The organism is Psychrobacter sp. JCM 18902 (assembly GCF_904846615.1).
Taxonomy (GTDB): Bacteria; Pseudomonadota; Gammaproteobacteria; order Pseudomonadales; family Moraxellaceae; genus Psychrobacter.
Genome location: NZ_CAJHBK010000001.1, coordinates 740074 through 761279, shown reverse-complemented (window position 1 = coordinate 761279; position 21206 = coordinate 740074). Strand labels below are relative to the sequence as shown.

The following is a 21206-nucleotide window of genomic DNA, read 5'->3' as shown; positions in this document are numbered from 1 at the left end:
TTTTAAAGACTATCCTACAAAAACACGGTCTATTACTGATAAAATAGCAGGGTCTGATGATAGGCTCTGACATACTGCAACTGATTTGCTATCTTGCCCTCCTCTTTTTCATCATTACGACCTATTTCCGCCATTATTTTTAATCTCATGAATTATTTTTCAGCTAACATTATTTGTTAGCGCCCTCTTTATTTGTATTGGATCATATGAAACACAACTTTGAGGTGAGCTCAAATGCTCGCCGAACTCAGTATTTCCAAGTATTTTTGATGGGCGTCAGCGCCTTTATTATGAATACCACCGAATTTGTCCCTGTCGCCCTATTAAGCGATATCGCCCAAGATTTTTCCATCACCACGGCAGAGACTGGCTGGATGTTGACGCTGTATGCGTGGATTGTTGCGGCCATGTCGTTACCATTGATGCTGCTCACCAGCCGTTTTGAGCGTAAAAGCTTACTCTTAGGCTTGTTTGTGGTTTTTATTGCCAGCCACGCCTTGTCAGTATTCGCATGGAGCTTTGATGTATTGCTCATCAGCCGAGTGGGTATTGCGCTATCACACGCGATATTTTGGTCCATCACCGCAGCGATTGCGATACGCGTAGCACCAGAAGGCAAAAAAGCACTGGCACTTAGTGTACTTGCGACCGGTACTTCATTGGCGATGGTGCTCGGTGTACCATTAGGGCGCTTAGTCGGTCAATGGTTTGGCTGGCGGGCAACCTTTGGCGGTATTGGCGTGATTGCTTTTATCGTGTTTATCTTGCAAGCAAGGCTATTGCCCACGCTACCAAGTATGTTTGAAGGCTCGTTTAGAAAAATTCCAGAACTGCTCAAAAACCCCTTATTGGTCTGTTTGTATCTGCTTATTTTACTGGTCTTTACCGCTCACTATACCGCTTATTCTTATATCGAACCCTTTATGCGGCAGGTTGGCGCTATAAGTGAAAACGCCGCGACTGTTGTCTTGCTATTATTTGGGGTAGCAGGGATTGCAGGTAGTGTGATTTTTAGCCGTTGGGGTGATCGTTTTAATACCAGATTGATGCTGATATCGATCATATTAATGCTGCTATCTATGCTGGTGCTATTGTTTGCCGTGACCTCCATCTGGGCACTGAGTTTCATTGCATTACTGTGGGGCGCCGCGCTGATGCTGCTGATTATCTCTATGCAAGCCAAAGTCATCATGGTTGATGTCACAGCCCAAGACATGCTGATGTCAATGTTCTCAGGGATTATCAACTTAGGCATTGGCGCAGGTGCGCTGTTTGGTGGTTATGCAGTAACGCATATTTCCATATCGAGTGTGGGCTATGTTGGCGCGGCTATCGCCAGTGTGGCACTGCTATTGATGTTATTTATGATAAAGCGCTTTCCCGAGTTAAGTAGAAGACTTGGTTAAGCAAAAGACTGGGATAGCTAAAGACCTGATAGTAAATAAGACTATAAAAAATGCCAGCCACTTACATGGGCTGGCATTTTGCTTTCTCGTTCATTTAAAAATAGGAAATAAGCCACCTATTTAAAAATCCACTTTACCGCGCAAGGCTTTTGTTTTGCCGCGCTGGGTCTTTTGATCCACCCGTTTGCGCTTAGCATTTCTGCTAGGTTTAGTTGGCTTTCTGGTTTGATTGACATGAGTGGCTTTTATAATAAAGCTTTGCAGCCGCTCAAAGGCATCTATCTTATTCCGCTCTTGGGTACGAAATTGCTGCGCCTTAATAATTAGTACGCCTTCTTTGGTGATTCGGCTGTCTTTACTGTCCAATAAACGCTGCTTAATGACATCACTCAGGCTTGAGGCATGGATATCAAAACGCAGATGGATAGCAGACGACACTTTATTGACATTCTGTCCACCAGCGCCCTGCGCACGTATCGCGCTAATTTCTACTTCATTGTCATTAAGGCTAATGGTATTGCTAATGAAAATCATAGAGCTCTTTTTAAATCATAAATAAGTATGATGCATAATAAACCATTATTTGCTCCCCTTCTACTTCGTCAATAAATAACCTAATAGCTGGCGACAACGCTCAATCACTGGCGCGTCTACCATTTGACCATCTATCTCAAACACTGCCTGCCCGCTTCGCTCATACTCTTCGACCACACGCTTAGCAAATGACAATGCTTTGTCAGTCGGCTTTAATGCCTGCTGGACGACAGCTACTTGTTTGGGATGAATACACAGCATTCCTGACATACCCATCTGTGACCATAAACTTACTCGGGCGCTTAGTCCTATCTCATCATTAAAATCAGGATAAACAGTATCGATGGGCGCTGCCAACTCATGTACTTTAGAGGTCAAAACCAACTGATAGCGAATCTGATTGGCGATGACATCCGCAGCAGGTGTACCTACTTGTACGCGTAAATCATTGCACAAATCTAGAAAACCATAGCTAAACGCGGCCAATCCGACTGCTTTTGCCATATTATCGACTTGATATAATCCAACAGCACTCTCAATCAGTGCAATCATGGGTAAATTGATAAGCTGATGTACGCTCTCTATGTCGGCGACTTGCTCAGCTTTAGCTAGTAACACGCCAGCTAAATTTTGCATTTTTTGACAAAGCACGATGTCTTTGAAAAATTCTTCGCTACCTGCCTTATTGATACGTACCCAAATCGGCTGATAATCTACACTGTCATGATATTGTTGTAATGCTTTGCGGGCATCTGCTTTATCTTCTGGCGCAACGGCATCTTCCAAATCGACAATAACTGCATCTGCACCACTAGCAAAGGCTTTGGCTACTCTATCAATGCGAGTCGCTGGTACAAACAGCCATGTTTTATTTTGATAAGTTATATTTATTTTATGATTGGTCACTGAGTTCATGCTTAATTCCTATATTGTTCAAGTAGCGGTTAGCAGCTTTATTATGCCATTACACAGCCTATTTTTACTTTAAATTGATCATTTATCGATACAATCGACTCTAAGACTATTTAAACACTCAATCAAAAATCCAATTGAAAAAAACCGCATGAAAATTAATCTCATGCAGTTCTTAATAGTAAGCTGTTCTTGAACTTATATGCTGTAGCTTTGCTGATTAAGCTAACATACCGCCATCGACAACGATAGTCGCGCCTGTGGTATAACTTGAGGCATCAGACACTAGATACAACACTGTGCCAGCCATCTCGTCAGGATTCGCAACGCGCCCGAGTGGAATAGCATGTAGTGCCATTTTCAAGACTTTATCATTGGTCGTCAAAGCAGAGGCAAACTTGGTATCAGTTAGACCTGGCAGTAAAGCATTGACGCGGATATTAAGTGGGCCACACTCTTTTGCAAAAGCTTTGGTCATACTAATGACCGCCGCTTTGGTGATTGAGTAAATACCTTGCTTATCGCCTGCCACCAAGCCATTGACCGATGCGGTATTCAAGATGACGCCGCCACCTTGCTCTTTCATCATTTTGCCAGCGGCTGTCGACATAAAGAAGTAACCGCGAATGTTTACTTCCACGGTTTTATCAAAAGCCGCTAAATCTGTATCTAAGATATGACCATAATATGGGTTGGCTGCGGCATTATTGACCAAGATATCAATTTGGCCAAACTCGCTTTTAATATGCTCAAAAATCGCATCAATCTGTGCCATCTCGCCCACGTGACAAGCAAAAGCACTGGCTTTGTGACCATCTGCGATGATGCTATCAGCGACTGCTTGGCAAGCATCGATTTTGCGGCTAGAGACGATAACGTGCGCGCCTCTTGATGCCAATAAACGAGCAATAGATTCGCCAATACCGCGGCTTGCGCCAGTAACCAAAGCAACCTTACCGGTTAAATCAAATAAATCTTTCATCATGATTCCTTATATTTTTATCAACTTTATATTTTCCATCATTCTTGAGCGCTGAATTCATGTATCTAGAACATGTATCTAAAACAGGCGTCTAAAATTGGATAACTAAACGCAGATAATCGCTGTCATGTCTAACAGCGATTATCGAGCACTAATAAATTGCATAATGAGCGCTCAATTGTCATAGTTACGCCAGCATACCACCATCGAGTGTAAAGGCATGACCATTCATAAAGGTACTCTCATCGCTGGCTAGCCATGCAATCGCACTAGAGATTTCATTCACATCTCCTAGACGGCGCATTGGACTGGCTTTGATAGTTGCTTGCTGCGTACGCTCATCCATCGTTGCCATGGTATTGCGTACCATCGGCGTATCGATGAAGCTTGGGCAGACCGCGTTGAAACGAATATTGGCGCGCGCATACTCATGGGCAGCAGACTTGGTCAGACCCATAACACCATGTTTAGCCGCGCTATAGGCTGAAATCATCGGCGCTGAACGTAGACCAGCAATAGATGCCACGTTAATCACATGACCACCACCATTAGGCAGCATACAGTTGACGGCGGCACGCATACAGTGCCATACACCTTTTAAGTTGACAGCGATATTGCGATCAAAATCATCATCGCTTAGCTCATGCATTGGCGAGGGCTTATGGTCGATACCAGCATTGTTTACCACCACATCTAGGCCACCAAGCGTTTCTACTGCGAAGTCGAATAACGCACGCACTTCGTCACCACTGGTCACGTCTACTTTTTTGAAGACGACACTGTTACCAGCGTCTTGAGCTTGCTTGGCAACCGCAGCACCCATCTCTTCTGCCATATCCCCAATCACGACTTTTGCACCGCGACTGGCCAGTAATAACGCGCTTGCTGCGCCGATACCTGAGGCACCGCCCGTGATCAAAATTCTTTTACCAGCCACATTACTAGCTACATCTGATGCAATTCCGTTTGTATTCAGTGTCATGATTTATCCCTCTACCTTAAGTACCAGTTTGCCGAAGTTTTCACCGTTAAAGAGCATCATTAACGTGTCTGGGAACGTCTCGATACCTTCAACGATATGGTCTTTTACTTTCATATCACCTGACTGAATCCAGCCAGCAATATCTTTCATGGCGACTGGATATTCTTTGAGATTATCGAATACTACGATGCCTTCCATGCGGGCACGATTGACCAATAATGATAAATAGTTCGATGGGCCTTTGACTTCTGTGGTGTTGTTATACTGACTAATCGCACCGCAAATGACGATACGCGCATGCAGATTGATTTGTGTGAGTACATCATTCAAGATATCACCGCCTACGTTGTCAAAGTACACATCAACGCCATCAGGACAGGTTTTCTTCAGTGCTTTTTTCACATCTTCGTTTTTGTAGTCAATCGTTGCATCGAACCCAAGCTCATCGACTAAGAATTTGCATTTCTCAGCGCCGCCTGCGATACCGACAACACGGCAGCCTTTGATCTTAGCAATTTGACCAACCAAGCTACCAACGGCACCAGCTGCGCCAGAGACGACCACAGTCTCGCCCGCTTTTGGCTGACCTGTTTTTAGCAAACCAAAATACCCTGTCATACCCGGCATACCGAGTACACCCAAGTAATAAGACAATGGCGCAATTTTTGGATCAACTTTATACAGATTGGCACCATCACTGACGGCATAAGACTGCACGCCATCGTGACCTGCGACATAGTCACCAACCGCAAACTTCTCATGCTTGCTTTCAATCACTTCACCTACAGTACCAGCACGCATGACGTCACCAATCTGTACCGGTGCAATATAAGATTTGGCATCGTTTAGCCAACCACGCATCGCCGGATCGATAGAGATGTATTCAACCTTAATCAGTAGCTGACCATCGGTGATCGTCGGGATTTCTGTCTCAGTATAATCCCAAGTCTCGGCACTAGGCTCGCCTACTGGTCTTGCTTTTAATCGCCACTGTTTATTCATTTTTGTCATGTCTCTGTCCTTAGAGTTGTCCTTAGAACCATTCTGTTTGCATATCCGTGCAAACAGAGTTGGTGTTGGTTAATAATTCGATGTCGCGTTTAACTAATGGTAGTTCCCAATCGATAAAATACTTTGCCGCTTGTATCTTGCCTTTATAAAAATTCTGTTGCTCAGTATCTTGTGTGGTGCTTAATAGCTGCTCAGCCTTACTCGCTTGACGAATCCAAATCCAGCTCAGCACAATTGAGGCAAAGATATTCATCAGTGCTTGCGCGTTGCCCGTCAATGTCACGGCTTCTTCGGTTTGTAACACTTTGCTGAGATGCACCAACACTTCATGTAGATGACCCATGTAAGGCATCAATTTACCTGCTAATTGAGCCGTTTCTGGTGTAGTGATGCTTTCTAAATCTTTTGTGATTTCACGTTTTAGGATTTGAATGCCCAGACCACCTTTTTGCCATAACTTACGAAATGACAAATCTAATGCTTGCACGCCGTTTGTGCCTTCATGGATAGGATTCAGGCGATTGTCACGCCAGAACTGCTCGGCTTGATACTCACGTGTATAACCTGCACCGCCCAATACTTGAATACCCAAATCATTGGCTTTTGGCCCATACTCAGATGGCCATGCTTTTAATACTGGAGTGAGCAGGTCTAGTAATTCTGTTAGCTCATTCTTTAGCGTTTCATCTTCACAAGTGTTGATACGGTCAATCAAGTTTGAACCATATAGGCATAATGAGATGCCGCCTTCAGAGTAGGCTTTTTGTGCCAATAGCATGCGCTTTACGTCACCATGATTGATGATGGCAGTTGCCGCATCTTCAGGTTTGTTGTTTGGAGCGATTCTGCCTTGCGTTCTGTCTTTGGCATAATCAAGTGAGTATTGATAACCGCGATAGCCCACCATCGATGCGCCAAAACCGACAGCGATACGCGCCTCATTCATCATCTTAAACATATAGCGTAAGCCAAAGTGCTCTTCACCAATTAGATACCCATAACACTCGCCGTCATCACCAAAGCTCAGTGCTGTAGAAGTCGCGCCTCTATAACCAAGCTTATGAATCAGTCCAGTCAAATGTACATCATTTCGCTCGCCGACAGACAAGTCAGCGTTTAAGCGATACTTTGGCACGGCAAATAAAGAGATACCTTTGACGCCACCTGGACCACCTGGGACTTTGGCCAATACTAAATGAACAATATTGTCAGACAGCTCATGATCACCTGCTGAGATATAAATCTTGCTGCCTTTGACGCGATAAGAACCATCGTCTTGTTTTACCGCAGTGGTTTTGATATCTGCAAGTGACGAACCTGCATGTGGCTCTGTTAATGCCATGGTTCCAGTGAATTCACCTGTCAGCATGCGCGGCATAAAGGCGGCTTTAATCTCATCACTGGCAAAATGTGAGATGACATTGATGGCCGCTGTGGTCAAAAAAGGATAAGCGGTGGTTGAAGGATTGGCAGCCATAAAATAACCTGCAACGGCTGTCATCACTGTCTCAGGCAACTGCATGCCGCCGTCTTCAAAACTATAACGACCTGCGATAAATCCTGACTCACGGAATGCATCAAAAGCGACTTTTACATCACTTATCATGCTGACTTTTTTGCCATCAAACTGTGGCTCGTTCTTATCTGCTACGTGGTTATGCGGCAAAAACAACTGGGTCGCAATTTTATTGGCTGTATCCAATACGGCATCAAATGTTTCGCGGCTATGCTCTGCAAACTTGGTATGCTTGGTTAAATTTTCAGTGCCCAATACATCATATAATTGGAACGGTAACTCAAAGTCATTGATTAGCGTATCTGCTGCCATAGTATTCTCGTTAACTGATTAAATTTGGTTATCAATCGATATTAATCTAATTTAACGTCTTACCGTATTGTCATTTATGACATAATTATGGTCAAATACGACATAAATAGCGTTTATATTTCGAGAATTCAGATAGAAAATTGATATTTTCGGTTAGAAAATTAAATTCTGCTCAGCACAGCGAAAGGAGAATAGACAGCTATGCCCTACTTCAAACCCTTTAAAGTCATCATCATTGGATTCGATGGTGTGCTCGGTAGCGCATTGACAGGTGCGTTAGATTTATTCTCATTTACGGGTGTCAGTTGGCAACGATTTTTAGATGAGACAGTAGAGCCACGGTTCAATGTGCAGATAGCAAGCGTTGGTGGCGTAGATATCAGATGTAGCAATCGATTAATCATGCAAGCGCATTGCGATATTCAGGACGTGGCGGAATGCGACTTGCTATTGATTCCGACGATTGGCGATTCAATTGATAAGGTACTGAGCCGAAATGCAGCGTTAATACCCCATCTAACGCGGTTGGCAGACACCAAGTCAGATATAGCTAGCAACTGTAGCGGTGCTTTCTTTTTGGCAAAGGCAGGATTATTAGATAATAGAATCGCTACCACACACTGGGGTTACGCCAGTAAATTCAAAGCGGACTTTCCACTCGTTGACTTACAAGAAAATCAGTTTGTCACTCACTCAAAAAGCAAATCAGACAGCCAATCCGGTAATATATTTTGTGCGGCAGGTGGCAGCGCCTTTTATGACTTAGGACTGTTATTGATAGAGCGTTACTGCGGACGTGAGATTTCTACTCAAGTAGCCAAAACCCAAATTATAGATAGCAAGAGAGGCAGTCAAAACAGCTATACCAATGTGACCTTGCATAAGCCGCATTCAGACCAACTGATCAAGCAAGTACAAGAATTCATTGAGGAAAACTTTTATCAGACTATTCAGGTGAGTAGATTGGCTGCCATGGTCAATATCACGCCGCGTACTTTAAACAGACGTTTTCAGTCTGCTGTTGCTATGCGCCCGATTGAATATATTCAAGCAGTCAGAATTGAACAGGCAAAACGTTTATTAGAATCAGGGAATGTCACGATAAAATCGCTGGCGGAGCAAGTTGGCTATGATGATATCTCCTCGTTTACACGCCTATTCAAACGCGCAACAGAGCTAACCCCAAAAGAATATCAAGATAAGTTTTCGCGGTTAGCGATTTAGTCATGGCAATGCATAGTAGTTAGAGATTAGTGCTTAATGTTTAGCGTTTAAGCAGTTTGCCATAACCCTTCTACTTGGATAGCATCAGCCTTGATGGTTGGGTAATCGCTAAATGCTAACTGATAGCCACCATCGGTATTAGGTGTTAGCTGACAAGTCGCTCCGAGTGGAAAGCTGTGTTTTTGTCCAATATGACCAAAGCGCATGCCACTATAAATGGGTAATCCGGTCAGTTCATGCAATTGATGAATGACTGTCGCAACATCGTAGCGTTTGTCATAGCTGTCTTCACCTGTGCCCGATAACGCGCCAAATACAATGGCTTGTTGATGCTTAAAGATACCTGCGAGGTACAAGTCATATAACATGCGCTCGATACGATAAGGTTGCTCGCCCACATCTTCTAAGAACACAATGCCGCCATCAATGCGCGGTAAATACTCACTACCTGCCAGCGCTGATACCACACTCAGATTGCCGCCCCATATAGTGCCCGTTATTGCTTTGGGCTCATTATTGGCTAAGACACTGGGTAACTGAGAACTGGTTAACGATGCATCTTGTATAGTAATGGCTAAGTTAGGATTAGTTAACGCGTCTACAAATTGCCGACAGCTGACTTGGTCAGGTTTGGTATTGCCAAACTCGCTATAGAGCATCGGTGCTGCGAGTGAGCTCATATCACCCTTTGCCAATAGCGCACACTGAATAGCAGTCACATCACTAAAGCCCGCCAGTATCGTGCCGCGCTCCTGCATAATACGTCCTAGCGTCAACCAATCAATCATCGGTAATATGCGCATTGCACCATAGCCGCCGCGCACGCCGAGTAACAATTTTGGGGCGGCTATTGCGCCAGTAGCGATGTTTTGCAAATCACTCGCGCGCTGTGAATCCGTGCCAGCAAAGCGCAAATACTGCCGCTTAGTAATCGTAGGATTATTGACGTTAAAACCCGCACAGGCCATACGCTCCAATGCCAATTCATTACGTTCGTCACTACCCCCAACATTGGAGCTGGCAAACAGCCGCGTCTCAATCGTTGGCGTAATACAACTTGTCTGTGTGAGTGACGGCTGTGATGATGAACGCTCACCCAATAACGCGGTTGGCAAATCATCCTTGGTGAGCTGCGGACTATTATTAGGGTCGATAGGGCTGGCGGCAAATACCTGAGAAACACCTTGCATCGCCAATGCCGCAGTACCCGCACTGACACCTACTCGACGCAAAAACTGCCGACGGCTTAGCTCAGATGTTGTTTCAATCGCTGTATGCTCATTTTTGTTTCTATCATCTGTTAATAACTGACTCTTGAAAACCATCTCTCGCTGCCACCTTATCATTTTTATTTTGATATATTTTTAACCCATCTTTATCTTTGCAGTCTACTTGCTTAAACCGCACAGCAGCATATTGTAAACACTTTTTTGGCTATGATAGTTGCCCAACCCTTGCCACTATTTAATTTTTCGCCATGCTAGCCATGATACATACCAGAAACCTAGCCTTATTGGCACATTCCGCGACTTTGTTGTAGTATGAGAATACCGATTTCGGTTAAATAAGGATAATAATAATGGCTGAGAAAGCGACTGATAAACAGAAAAAAGAGGACATATTGGATACTGATTTAGAGTACCTCATCAACGAAGAACAAAAACTGCAAGAAAAGCTAAAAGACAGTAGCCATCTTGAGCGTTTTGCCAAAGATTTGATGCTATTCATGAGCTTGATTAAAGACTACTATCAAGGAAACTATCGCGACATTCCCTACAAGACCATTTCAGCAGGTGTGGTTGGACTGCTCTATACTCTCAACCCAATTGACATCATTCCAGATTTCATACCTTTTATCGGTCATATTGACGATGCGCTAGTACTCACCTTTTGCTTGAAGTTGGTCGAAAAAGATTTGCAAAAATATCAAACTTGGAAGAAAAAACAAACCGCTACTGACTTAAAGAAAAACAGGTAACTTTGTACAAGCTATCATCCTGAAATAATCGTTATAAAAAATAATCGTTATAAAAAGGCCACGACTGACAATCAATGTATCAGCCGTGGCTTTTTTATTTATTAATAGCAATTATCTACGTGTGTTAATCTGGAACATCATAACGAGCTTTTTCTGGATTGAGGCCGAACGAATAGACAAAAGTTGCAACGAGGCTATTGATAATAATAAACGGTAAATCGATGGCAGCATGCCCAAGCGCATAGCGACCAATCAGCCACGAGACAATCAGCATAATAATAAAGAAACCGCCTAAGTACGCCAAAATTGCAGGATGCTTTAGATTGTAAGGTTGCTCAGGTTCAGGCTTCTTATCAAGTACATAGGTTCTGATTGCCCAACCCGCTGCATAAGAAAATCCGCCCAATACCACGTAACTAAAAAAATTCATATTGCTTAACTCTAATGACATACGGTTTATAGCAAAACACTGTTTAAAATAACACTATTGATCATAAATTCTGTTTATGAGCCATGCTTGTTTAGAGGCTCTCATTAACATTATCAATCACAATATTGGCATGTGGATTGGCTAAAATATCGGTATTAACATCATCACACTCGACACGATAGATGGTATTGGCACCGCGATAAATATAGGATAAGTATTCACTATCTAAGAGTGGATCGATATTGGCATAGGCAGGCTTCACATGAGCCAGTACTAGCACTCGATCAGGACGCCCAATGACCGCATCGACATTGTCAGGGTCAATAGAGAAAAACTGCGGAATTTCGCTATTTTTAATCACTTCTAGCGGCTCAGCGTCATCCCAAACGCGCTTCGCACTTGCCGGCTCTTTCATCTGCATCACCCACGAGCCATCCTGTTGACTGACTTTTATTTGGGCAGGCTCGTCATGACTAACCGTGTAACAACCTTCAAAAACCGATAAGTCTATCGCCGCTTCGACCATTCCAGTATCAGCTTGAATGTTGCTATCGTTGCAAGCACTTAAAAATAGCGCGCTGCTCACCGCTATGCCGACTGGTAAGCACATCAGCCTTTTATAAAAAATGTTTGAGCGTAAGGACATAATAGGGTTATCCTGCATTCATGCATTAAACTTTTATGAAAATTGTCTTTAAAAAAACTATCTTTAAACAGTGATGACGACAATCTTAATGTTAACGTGATTTTCTAGGGCATGTTTTCATCAACTATTGGCACTGTCGAATGATTTGCGCTACTAATTGACGCCAGCAAACTGCTGTTTTTTCTGCTGCGTAGTCAATACCGTTTGACACTGTGTCGCAACACAGCTCATTTTAACAGAAAATAGCAAGGTTACTATTATGATCTGTGCTTTTGGCGACTTTGTGCATTACGATTGCCCACATCAACGATAGATTTGTTATACTCATTCCCAAAATATAACGGAAGCGCTGGTGTAAAAACAACGCGAGCAAAATCCCTCCAACCCTCCCTATTTTTATCAATTTTTAGGTCAATAATTTTTTATGTCAGACAATCGCACCTCAGCGCAGCCATTCAACACCAGTAACGCGATGAATCCGTTGGCCGCCAAATCAAACACCACTGTGGCCTATACGGATGGTGCCTGTAAAGGCAATCCCGGCGCTGGTGGCTGGGGCGCACACCTCATTTTTAGTGATGGACGTACACAAGATTTGTACGGCGGTGATAAAGAGACGACCAATAATCGCATGGAGTTGATGGGCGCGATACAAGCATTGACCCATAGCCCGCATGAGCACAACCTCGAGATTTGGACAGACTCAAGCTATGTCAAAAAAGGCATCACCGAATGGATAGAGGGTTGGAAAAAAAGAGGCTGGAAAACGGCAAGTAAAAAACCTGTCGCCAATCAAGACCTTTGGCAGCAATTAGATAAGCTGTGTCAACAGCGCGATGTTGACTGGCATTGGGTAAAAGGTCACGCAGGACATGCAGGCAATGAAAAAGCGGACGAGCTGGCAAACTTAGGCGTGACGTCCAGCAGTGAAGAATTATCGAGCATAGAGCCGCAAGCCACAGCTAAAAAAAAAGGGCAAATAATGCCTAATACAGCGCAAAATGCTGCTCACGATGACTGGCTAAGTTTCGATCCACTGGGTCTGGATATGACAGATGATGAGCTTGACGAAGATGTCATAGACACTGATAACGATACAAACCCTGCCGATGATATGATGAGTAAAGATGCTGTAATAGAAGCCGATCGCTATCAGCATAATGCTAGCAAACCAATGAGTAAAATAGAGATGCCGGAAACCCAAACGTCTATGACTGATGCAACGATAAATGATCATGTGCCTGCTACCGTTACTGGCATAGAAGAAGCTAATACACCAAAATTTGACGGCGACACCAGCCGTGCCAATCCGTATTTTATACCGCTGCTACCCAAACCTATCCATCGTCATGAGTCTGATCGCCAGCTCATTATGGATACTGAAACCACAGGTCTTGATCCGTTAAAAGGCGACCGTATTATCGAAGTCGGTATCGTGGAGATGATCGGGCGTAAATTTACGGGTGAAAAGCTCCACGTTTATATCAATCCACAGCGCGGCATGGATGATGAAGTCATTCGTATCCATGGTATTTCTGAGGCATTTTTGACCGACAAACCTACCTTTGATCAAGTTGCTCAGTCGCTCTATGATTTTATGGACGGCGCAGAAATTATCGCTCATAACGCCACCTTTGATATGAACTTCTTAAACATGGAGTTTGCCAAAGTTGGTATGAACGACTTTGCTGAGCGCGTACAAGTGACTGACTCGCTGGTCATGGCAAAGCAGCAATATCCTGGGCAAAAAAACACTCTAGATGCTTTAGTGCGTCGCCTAAATGTGGGAAAGCAAGATCGTACTTTTCACGGCGCCTTACTTGATTCAGAGATTTTAGCAGAAGTTTATCTGGCGATGACAGGTGGGCAGGTTACACTCGCCATCGAAGAAGACACGCAAACAGATGGTGGGCAGACAGCACACGCCAGTTTTGCCAATTTAGCGTCTTTGTTGCTAGAGTCATCTACGGATGAAAATACCAATCAAGAGTGGTATGCCGCGCTCGCTGAAGCGTATCCTGAGCTAAAAGCCAATATGTAGTCGCCGTATAAGTTGATGATATCAATCTTTGAGCAATAACATTTGTATAATATAGGCTTGATTATTGTTATATTAAGCGTTAAAACGTTACCAGCAAGTGCTTTTTCGATCATCATTTAAACCATCGCCATTCTCATCAGTACATTATGGAAAAACACCTATGAACCAGTCTGCGCAAATGAAGTTAACGGCCCCAACGCTTAGTGTTACTGATTTCAATCTACCATCGCTACATTTGTTGCATGATGAGATCATCGTAACCTTAAAAGATACTGAGATTCATCTGAGTGAATTTAATGATGATAATAGTCAAGCCCCTTTATTATTAGATTCTATCACTGTGCTAAAGCAGCTGTCTTGCATCTTTGAGCTGATATCTTTGGTTGGTGCAGAGGCTTTGAATACCGCTATTGTCAATGGTTTACAGCGCCTCTATGATAATGGTGATAATAACGATACCAGCTTGATTATGGACTTATCAGAAGCCATTATGACACTGGATCGCTATATCGAGTTTGTGCTTTTGACAGAGTCGGTAGAGCCAACCTTGTTACTACCTGTTATCAATAAACTCAACGCTCACGGGCAAGAAACCCCTATCACAGCAGACTATTTTGCAGCCTTTGGTAGCAGTAGTGTCATCATTGCCAACCCTGAACAAAACTTCCAACCACTTGACGAGCTTAACCTAGACACTGAACTACTAACTTATGCTTATCGTAGTGGTCTTGGAGTCGCTCTGCTCAATCAAGATGGCAACGTTAGCCCAGACGATCAGCAGAAACTTGACGCCATGAGTGCAGCGTGTGCTTTGATAGCATCAAACACCAGCAGTCTATTTTGGCAAGCGGCCACCGCAGCTGTCACTGACATTGCCACGATATTACCGCTAAATCTGAGTCAAAAACACACACTGATTTATTTAGAGCAGCAATTCCAAAGCTACTTGCCTGTGATGGACAAACGTTTTGCTGATTTGGTCAGTTTTGCTTGCCAGCGTGACAGTGATGCAGCGCAACGACTGCGTGAGCAATACGCCAGCAACCACTTGGAAAGCGCGCAACTTGAACAAATGAAGCGTTTCTTATTCGGTCCTAATCGCGCCCTGACCGATACGCTGAACACCATCATTCAGACCCAAATTAATACCATCAAAGAAAATGTGGATAGCTACGCACGTGGTGATTCATTGAACCCTGTCGATATGCAAACCGCACAGATTATCGAAGAGCTAACAGAATTGAGCTCAGCGTTACGCTTGCTTGGTTTATCAAATGCCGCCAATAGTCTCAGCGTAGCAGCAGAAGCTGTTAGTCATTGGCAAACGCCCTCGCCTGATGATTTCGATCACTTGCTGTTGGCATTAATGCATGCGGAAAACGCCACCATTGCAATGGCAGAAATGCACACACCAGGGGCCATCTATTTGCCACTGAATAACCCGCATATCTCTTTACATCAGCTCAATACGGCTAATGATACTTTGATACAAGAAAGTCGTTCCGCTATTGCGAGTGCAGAACAAGCCATTAACGATTATTTGGCTGAGCCAGAGCGTGATATGCTCAATATCCAGAACATACCTGAGATGATGCGCCAAGTGGCAGGGGCTGTGCGCTTCTTACAGCTACCAACACCTGCCAGCATGCTCAGTCAATTGGCCAATTATCTTCAGCAACGTATCGAAGATGGGCAACGCATTGAAGACAGTACGCTTGCCTGTATCGCTGATGTCATTATGGCCGTCGATCATCATCTAGATGGTTTTGAGCATAATCGCCCAGTCAGCAAACAAGCATTAGATGTGGGACAGCAGAGCTTGAGTCATCTACTCGCAGCCTAATTTTTATCATACTTAAGCACTAAAATGATATTTTAATGGCGGCTTTGCTGCCATAGCCCTTCATTTATATATAGTCGATCCCATATAAGCTAGATACAAGCAATGTGATTGAAAGCACTACGAATACTAGTGCTGAGCGAGCCTGACTGACACCGTATCCGAATGATATAGGATTGACTTTACTTCAATTAAAAAAAGTCCGTATCAACACTGATGCGTACTGACCGTAACCGGTTTGGAATTTTACCTATGACCAGCGCTTTTATATTTAGTGATGATACTGTTTTATGCCGCCAGCTACCTAATGGATGGTGGCCCGTGCAGCTTGAATTACCCCCATCCGCTACACATTCAGACGAGGAGACCCAGCTTGCTTATCAAGTTGGTCATGTCACGCTACTCGAAAGCCTAGCACCGCGTCACTGGTCGCCTGATGTCAAGCATACTAACGCGAGTGTAGATACTCTGAAGTATGCCGATATTTTAGAAAGTTCCGATACTCTAGAAAGTGCCGACAGTTCGATTGATACTCCCCACACCTTTACTGCGCAAGCGGCTAGCGCCATTACTTATGACTATGCAATTGCACATCATATTGCACTGCCCATCATCGCTGAGGGCAGCGGCAATGCGTTTGTTCCTTATCGCCAGCTGATTACTCAGTTGCCCGTGGCTTTGTCCGATCAGCTTAGCCAAGCGATACAGTTATTGCGCTGGCAAACAGATACACAGTTTTGTAGTCGCTGTGCTGCCCCAACCATTCATGCCAAACGAGATGAGCGTGCGATGGTCTGTCCAGTGTGCCGATTGCGCCAATACCCACGTGTACAACCCTGCGTCATCACGGCTATTACTCGCCCGAATCCGCAAACTGGTGAAATGCAGATTTTGCTAGCCCATCATCATCGTTATGGACAGCAAAAAACAGCGCCTCATTTATTACAGTCGCCACGACCGTTACTATACGGTTTGATTGCAGGCTTTGTAGAAGTGGGTGAAAGCCTAGAACACGCGGTGGTGCGCGAAGTGGCAGAAGAGGTAAATATCAGTTTATCAGATATTCGTTACGTCAGCAGTCAGCCATGGCCATTTCCGTCTAATTTAATGCTAGGCTTTCGCGCTTCTTATGCAGCTGGCGAAATTGTTATCCAAGAAGATGAGCTGTCGCACGCCGATTTTTTTGATCTATCAAATTTGCCAAAAATACCCTCAAAAGGTAGCATTGCTTACGCGCTGATTGCACAAATTGCCAATGATCAAGGTATTTTGCTTTAATCTATAATATCAATGCAGCATTTATCAATATCGTTATTATCCTATTATTCTAATGTCAGCGCTCAGAGCACACTTAGCATTTAGCATTTAGCATTTAGCACTTAGCACTTAGCACTTAGCACTGATATTAAGGTTTTAAAGCATATGCAAAGCACCACTAGTAAAAATAGCACCCATATCCGTCTCACCAATTTGCCAATCTTGTTCGACACTTTGGATATAGAGCGCTTACCTGCGGACATACAAGCGAAAATCTCATATATTGATGCTTGTCTACCGCAAACACAATGTGGACTTTGCGAGCACCCAGATGGCTGCTTACCTTATGCCGCCGCTATCGTGCTTGACAATGAGCCATACAATAAATGTGTACCCGGTGGTCAACCCGTTACCAATGCCATTGCTCAAATCATTAATATAGAAAGTCATGAAGCGATACTTAGCGCTGCGCCTTCTCAGTGGCCAATAGATGCGACCTCTGAACGTCCGACTGAGGTACGTGCGGTGATCCGTGAAGATGACTGTATCGGCTGCACCAAATGTATACCTGCCTGCCCAGTCGATGCTATTGTCGGTACTGGTAAGCACATGCATACTATCTTTACGGATTTATGCACGGGCTGCGAGCTTTGTATCGCTCCTTGTCCAGTCGACTGCATCGATTTGGTCACTGTTGAACGGGAGCTGTCTAGCTCTGAACGTACCACAGAGCAAGAAGATTTAAGACAGCGCTATCATACTCATTTAAGACGCGTCACCGAGCAGCTGGCTGATAGTAGCAATAGTAGACCTGTGGTCAGCATGGTTGAAGCAAAACTGAACAATGCCGCTAGTCAATCGTTGAATATCAGCGAAGCGCAGGCAAAAAATACTATTGCCGCAGCGAAGCTTCGTAGTAAAATTAAAAAACTAGAAAAGCAGCTAAGTGTCCGTCCAAATGAGAGCAAACAAGTAGAGCTTGACGCATTGCAAGTGGAGTTAAGTCAGCTTTAATAGCGTAATTATCATTTGTTAGACAGTCTACCCAACATCGCTAAAATAAATTTATTCCGATATCTTGTATCAGTTATTAACTATCAATAGCCAAAAAATAGTAAGAATACTATGAGTAAAACCGTCAAACATAAAACTGCCGATACCCCGCCATCGAGACGAATGCCCAATCGTGACGTGCGTCCATTTTTTGAAAAGCTGGCAGCGACGATTGATGAGCCAGTTACGGAATTGAATTATAAGAGTAATTTTGAGCTGCTGATCGCGGTCATCTTGTCTGCGCAGGCGACGGATGTGAGCGTCAATATTGCTACCAAGCAATTATATCCCGTAGCAAATACACCTGAAGCAATCTTGGCATTGGGTGAAGACGGTCTAAAATCTTATATCAAAAATATTGGCTTATATAATGCCAAAGCCAAAAATGTCATCAAAACTTGCCGAGACTTAATTGAGAAATTTAATAGCACCGTCCCTGATAACCGCAAAGACTTAGAGTCTCTCGCTGGCGTTGGGCGTAAAACCGCCAATGTGGTGTTAAATACCGCTTTTGGTCAGCCAACCATGGCGGTCGACACTCATATCTTTCGGGTAGGTAATCGTACGGGGCTGGCTACTGGCAAGAACGTCTTGATCGTTGAAAATAAGTTGGTCGAGCGTATCCCAGATGACTTCATCGTGGATGCGCATCATTATCTTATTTTGCACGGGCGCTATACCTGCCAAGCCCGTACACCTAAATGCGGTGCGTGTCCTGTTTATGACGAATGTATGTTTAAAGACAAAGCCAAGTTTTTGGAGCTATAATTTTTAGAACGATCGCTTTTAGAACGATAACTGCTCTAGGGCGTGTCCTCAATTCAATCGATTACTTTCTAAATGGGCTAAAAATAGCTAAATTTTGCCAAACATCGTCAAATAGCTTCTTAATATCTCGATATTATGTGCGCTATTTTCCTTGTTTGACGGCAATTTATCTCATTTTTATCACCATTTTTAAAATGAGGACACGCCCTAGTTATAGAAGGTTTAATTTATCTACTTTATATGCAAAAAGCATGAATAGCGTGGTTCAAAAAGCAGTAGACGCCCACTTACTTTTGTAAATATTATTTAAAAATCAGGAAGCCAGATGCAGACACTGACCGCGCTATTATTCGATGATTTTGAGACTTTAGATCTATTTGGACCTATCGAGATGTTTGGCTGCTTACCTGAGCATTATCGTCTGCAATTTGCCTCCTTAAACGGTGGCATTATTCATAGTAAGCATGGCGTTGCGATGCAGACAGTCGCTGTCAGCGAGTTAGCGCACCAGACTGATATCTTGTTGATGGTTGGCGGCATGGGTACTCGCCAGCAAATCAATCACCGACCATTTTTGCAGACGTTAATAACCTTGGTTGACCATGCTGATTGGGTACTTAGCGTTTGTACGGGTAGCGCATTGTTGGCTAAGGCTGGCGTCTTAGATGACAAGCGCGCAACGTCTAATAAGCTGTCATGGCAATGGGTGATAGCGCAATCTGACAAAGTCCATTGGGCAGAGCAAGCACGCTGGGTTGTTGATGGCAAATTTTATACGTCCTCAGGTGTCAGTGCAGGTATGGACATGGCGCTTGGCTTTATCGCCGACAGACATGACATCGATATAGCGCGCCAGATCGCTCACTATACTGAATATCGCTGGCAAGAAAATAGCGAGATGGATGACTTTTACCATGGTTAATCCATGCCTAGTTACTTCTTAGTATTATCCATCGCTAGAGTTTTACCTCGATACACGGTAAAATGTGCTAATTTTTTTATTCGTTTTCGCCTTTTATTTTTATATACATTTAATAATGACTGAGTTCGTAGAATACAGTCCCTGCAATTAAGCGATCCCATTATGCGTGAATACAACTTATTTACCTCAGAATCTGTGAGCGAAGGTCATCCTGATAAAATGGCTGACCAAATATCAGATGCCATCCTTGACGCCATCTTACGTGAAGATTTGCATGCACGCGTGGCATGCGAAACCTTGGTTAAAACAGGTGCTGTGATACTAGCAGGTGAAGTCACCACGACGGCAAATATCGACGTTGAGCGTATCGTGCGTGATACTGTAAACGGTATTGGTTACCACCACTCAGACTTAGGCTTTGATGGCGAAACATGCGCGGTCATCAACATGCTCGGCAAACAATCTCCTGAAATCGCTCAAGGTGTCGATCGTAGCGACCCTGAAGAGCAAGGCGCAGGTGACCAAGGTCTTATGTTTGGCTATGCCAGCAATGAAACTGATGTCTTGATGCCAGCCCCTATCGAATTTGCTCATCGCTTGATGGAACGCCAATCTGAGCTGCGCCGCGCAGGCGAGTTGCCTTGGTTACGTCCAGATGCCAAGGCGCAAGTGACGTTAAGATATGATGGTAGCAAGCCTGTTGCCATTGATGCTGTGGTGCTATCAACACAACACGATCCAAGTATCTCGCAAAAAGATCTGCAAGAAGCAATAATGGAATCTATCATCAAACAAGTATTGCCTGCTGAATTATTGCATGCTGGCACGCGCTATCATATCAATCCAACGGGTAAGTTTGTGATTGGCGGCCCTGTTGGTGATGCTGGATTGACAGGTCGTAAAATTATTGTTGATACGTATGGCGGTATGGCGCGTCATGGCGGCGGTGCATTCAGTGGTAAAGATCCATCAAAAGTAGATCGCAGTGCTGCATATGCCGTACGTTATGTGGCTAAGAATATCGTCGCTGCAGGACTTGCTGAGCGCTGTGAAATACAGGTTAGCTATGCCATTGGTGTCGCTGAACCAACCTCTATCTCGGTCAATACTTTTGGTACGAATAAAATCAGCAATGATGAAATCATCCGTCTGATTCGCACCCATTTTGATCTGCGCCCTTATGGCATTACCCGTATGCTAAATTTATTACAACCAATGTATCAGCAAACGGCGACTTTTGGTCATTTTGGTCGTCCTGGCTCTGAAACTGCCTTTACGTGGGAAAAAACAGACAAAGCTGAGATATTAAAAGCAGACGCTGGTTTGTAAAAATATCACGTTTCACCCCTTACAAACCCACTTTATAAATTTAAAATTACCGACACTTATTAG

19 protein-coding genes are annotated in these 21206 nt (G+C 43.9%); 10 read left to right on the top strand and 9 right to left on the bottom strand.

What is annotated here, in order from left to right; translation table 11 throughout:
• Positions 1-206 precede the first annotated feature (206 nt).
• Complete coding sequence (locus JMY05_RS03150; RefSeq protein WP_201614151.1) at positions 207-1406, top strand: sugar transporter; 1200 nt, start codon at positions 207-209, stop codon at positions 1404-1406.
• 120 nt (positions 1407-1526) lie between these two features.
• On the opposite strand, the gene arfB is transcribed toward JMY05_RS03150, so the two are convergent.
• The 6 genes from arfB to JMY05_RS03120 form a co-directional block, all read right to left on the bottom strand.
• Positions 1527-1940, bottom strand: coding sequence for an alternative ribosome rescue aminoacyl-tRNA hydrolase ArfB (gene arfB / locus JMY05_RS03145; protein WP_045445557.1), 414 nt, complete (start codon positions 1938-1940; stop codon positions 1527-1529).
• A gap of 60 nt (positions 1941-2000) precedes the next feature.
• Entirely contained in the window at positions 2001-2855 is an 855-nt protein-coding gene (locus JMY05_RS03140; RefSeq protein WP_045445554.1) for an HpcH/HpaI aldolase/citrate lyase family protein, read from the bottom strand.
• 217 nt (positions 2856-3072) lie between these two features.
• Positions 3073-3837, bottom strand: a complete 765-nt coding sequence (locus JMY05_RS03135) for an SDR family oxidoreductase (protein ID WP_265089046.1) — start codon at positions 3835-3837, stop codon at positions 3073-3075.
• 184 nt (positions 3838-4021) lie between these two features.
• On the bottom strand, positions 4022-4816 hold the full coding sequence (locus tag JMY05_RS03130; RefSeq protein WP_045445549.1) for an SDR family NAD(P)-dependent oxidoreductase: 795 nt from the start codon (positions 4814-4816) through the stop codon (positions 4022-4024).
• Positions 4817-4819: 3 nt separating this feature from the next.
• Positions 4820-5827, bottom strand: a complete 1008-nt coding sequence (locus JMY05_RS03125) for an NADP-dependent oxidoreductase (protein ID WP_201614149.1) — start codon at positions 5825-5827, stop codon at positions 4820-4822.
• A gap of 22 nt (positions 5828-5849) precedes the next feature.
• On the bottom strand, positions 5850-7655 hold the full coding sequence (locus JMY05_RS03120) for an acyl-CoA dehydrogenase (RefSeq protein WP_201614147.1): 1806 nt from the start codon (positions 7653-7655) through the stop codon (positions 5850-5852).
• A gap of 201 nt (positions 7656-7856) precedes the next feature.
• Here JMY05_RS03120 and JMY05_RS03115 point away from each other — a divergent pair, with 201 nt between their 5' ends.
• Positions 7857-8879 (top strand): GlxA family transcriptional regulator, encoded by a 1023-nt coding sequence (locus JMY05_RS03115; protein WP_045445546.1) that lies wholly within the window; start codon positions 7857-7859, stop codon positions 8877-8879.
• A gap of 47 nt (positions 8880-8926) precedes the next feature.
• Here the strand turns inward: JMY05_RS03115 and JMY05_RS03110 are convergent, their stop codons facing one another.
• Positions 8927-10204 carry an LD-carboxypeptidase gene (locus tag JMY05_RS03110; protein WP_201614145.1) on the bottom strand — a complete coding sequence of 426 codons (1278 nt, stop codon included), beginning with the start codon at positions 10202-10204 and terminating at the stop codon, positions 8927-8929.
• 254 nt (positions 10205-10458) lie between these two features.
• On the opposite strand from JMY05_RS03110, the gene JMY05_RS03105 reads away from it, so the two are divergent.
• Complete coding sequence (locus JMY05_RS03105) at positions 10459-10857, top strand: YkvA family protein (RefSeq protein WP_045445543.1); 399 nt, start codon at positions 10459-10461, stop codon at positions 10855-10857.
• A 124-nt stretch (positions 10858-10981) separates the two neighbouring features.
• Here the strand turns inward: JMY05_RS03105 and JMY05_RS03100 are convergent, their stop codons facing one another.
• Together JMY05_RS03100 and JMY05_RS03095 are read right to left on the bottom strand one after the other, a co-directional pair.
• Positions 10982-11287 (bottom strand): hypothetical protein, encoded by a 306-nt coding sequence (locus JMY05_RS03100; RefSeq protein WP_045445540.1) that lies wholly within the window; start codon positions 11285-11287, stop codon positions 10982-10984.
• A gap of 91 nt (positions 11288-11378) precedes the next feature.
• Positions 11379-11933: a hypothetical protein gene (locus tag JMY05_RS03095; protein ID WP_201614143.1), complete on the bottom strand. Its 555-nt coding sequence runs from the start codon at positions 11931-11933 to the stop codon at positions 11379-11381.
• A gap of 424 nt (positions 11934-12357) precedes the next feature.
• On the opposite strand from JMY05_RS03095, the gene dnaQ reads away from it, so the two are divergent.
• From dnaQ to metK, 7 genes are all read left to right on the top strand, one after another.
• The gene (gene dnaQ, locus JMY05_RS03090) at positions 12358-13974 is read left to right on the top strand and encodes a DNA polymerase III subunit epsilon (protein ID WP_045445538.1); all 1617 of its coding nucleotides are present in this window, start codon (positions 12358-12360) and stop codon (positions 13972-13974) included.
• A gap of 160 nt (positions 13975-14134) precedes the next feature.
• Positions 14135-15817 (top strand): hypothetical protein, encoded by a 1683-nt coding sequence (locus tag JMY05_RS03085; protein ID WP_045445535.1) that lies wholly within the window; start codon positions 14135-14137, stop codon positions 15815-15817.
• A 249-nt stretch (positions 15818-16066) separates the two neighbouring features.
• Positions 16067-17092 (top strand): NAD(+) diphosphatase, encoded by a 1026-nt coding sequence (nudC, locus tag JMY05_RS03080; protein WP_201614141.1) that lies wholly within the window; start codon positions 16067-16069, stop codon positions 17090-17092.
• Positions 17093-17236: 144 nt separating this feature from the next.
• The gene (locus tag JMY05_RS03075) at positions 17237-18085 is read left to right on the top strand and encodes an RnfABCDGE type electron transport complex subunit B (protein ID WP_045445533.1); all 849 of its coding nucleotides are present in this window, start codon (positions 17237-17239) and stop codon (positions 18083-18085) included.
• A gap of 111 nt (positions 18086-18196) precedes the next feature.
• Complete coding sequence (gene nth, locus JMY05_RS03070; protein ID WP_201560714.1) at positions 18197-18892, top strand: endonuclease III; 696 nt, start codon at positions 18197-18199, stop codon at positions 18890-18892.
• A 325-nt stretch (positions 18893-19217) separates the two neighbouring features.
• Complete coding sequence (locus tag JMY05_RS03065) at positions 19218-19814, top strand: DJ-1/PfpI family protein (protein ID WP_201614139.1); 597 nt, start codon at positions 19218-19220, stop codon at positions 19812-19814.
• A gap of 162 nt (positions 19815-19976) precedes the next feature.
• Positions 19977-21143: a methionine adenosyltransferase gene (metK, locus tag JMY05_RS03060; protein WP_045451444.1), complete on the top strand. Its 1167-nt coding sequence runs from the start codon at positions 19977-19979 to the stop codon at positions 21141-21143.
• Positions 21144-21206: the final 63 nt, after the last annotated feature.

Coding starts and splice junctions, on each gene's coding strand:
- JMY05_RS03105 (WP_045445543.1), top strand. CDS start 10,459: ATGGCTGAGAAAGCGACTGATAAACAGAAAAAAGAGGACATATTGGAT.
- nudC (WP_201614141.1), top strand. CDS start 16,067: ATGACCAGCGCTTTTATATTTAGTGATGATACTGTTTTATGCCGCCAG.
- metK (WP_045451444.1), top strand. CDS start 19,977: ATGCGTGAATACAACTTATTTACCTCAGAATCTGTGAGCGAAGGTCAT.
- JMY05_RS03130 (WP_045445549.1), bottom strand. CDS start 4,816: ATGACACTGAATACAAACGGAATTGCATCAGATGTAGCTAGTAATGTG.
- JMY05_RS03065 (WP_201614139.1), top strand. CDS start 19,218: ATGCAGACACTGACCGCGCTATTATTCGATGATTTTGAGACTTTAGAT.
- dnaQ (WP_045445538.1), top strand. CDS start 12,358: ATGTCAGACAATCGCACCTCAGCGCAGCCATTCAACACCAGTAACGCG.
- JMY05_RS03085 (WP_045445535.1), top strand. CDS start 14,135: ATGAACCAGTCTGCGCAAATGAAGTTAACGGCCCCAACGCTTAGTGTT.
- nth (WP_201560714.1), top strand. CDS start 18,197: ATGAGTAAAACCGTCAAACATAAAACTGCCGATACCCCGCCATCGAGA.
- JMY05_RS03075 (WP_045445533.1), top strand. CDS start 17,237: ATGCAAAGCACCACTAGTAAAAATAGCACCCATATCCGTCTCACCAAT.
- JMY05_RS03140 (WP_045445554.1), bottom strand. CDS start 2,855: ATGAACTCAGTGACCAATCATAAAATAAATATAACTTATCAAAATAAA.
- JMY05_RS03135 (WP_265089046.1), bottom strand. CDS start 3,837: ATGATGAAAGATTTATTTGATTTAACCGGTAAGGTTGCTTTGGTTACT.
- JMY05_RS03110 (WP_201614145.1), bottom strand. CDS start 10,204: ATGGTTTTCAAGAGTCAGTTATTAACAGATGATAGAAACAAAAATGAG.
- JMY05_RS03100 (WP_045445540.1), bottom strand. CDS start 11,287: ATGAATTTTTTTAGTTACGTGGTATTGGGCGGATTTTCTTATGCAGCG.
- JMY05_RS03150 (WP_201614151.1), top strand. CDS start 207: ATGAAACACAACTTTGAGGTGAGCTCAAATGCTCGCCGAACTCAGTAT.
- JMY05_RS03120 (WP_201614147.1), bottom strand. CDS start 7,655: ATGGCAGCAGATACGCTAATCAATGACTTTGAGTTACCGTTCCAATTA.
- JMY05_RS03115 (WP_045445546.1), top strand. CDS start 7,857: ATGCCCTACTTCAAACCCTTTAAAGTCATCATCATTGGATTCGATGGT.
- JMY05_RS03125 (WP_201614149.1), bottom strand. CDS start 5,827: ATGACAAAAATGAATAAACAGTGGCGATTAAAAGCAAGACCAGTAGGC.
- JMY05_RS03095 (WP_201614143.1), bottom strand. CDS start 11,933: ATGTCCTTACGCTCAAACATTTTTTATAAAAGGCTGATGTGCTTACCA.
- arfB (WP_045445557.1), bottom strand. CDS start 1,940: ATGATTTTCATTAGCAATACCATTAGCCTTAATGACAATGAAGTAGAA.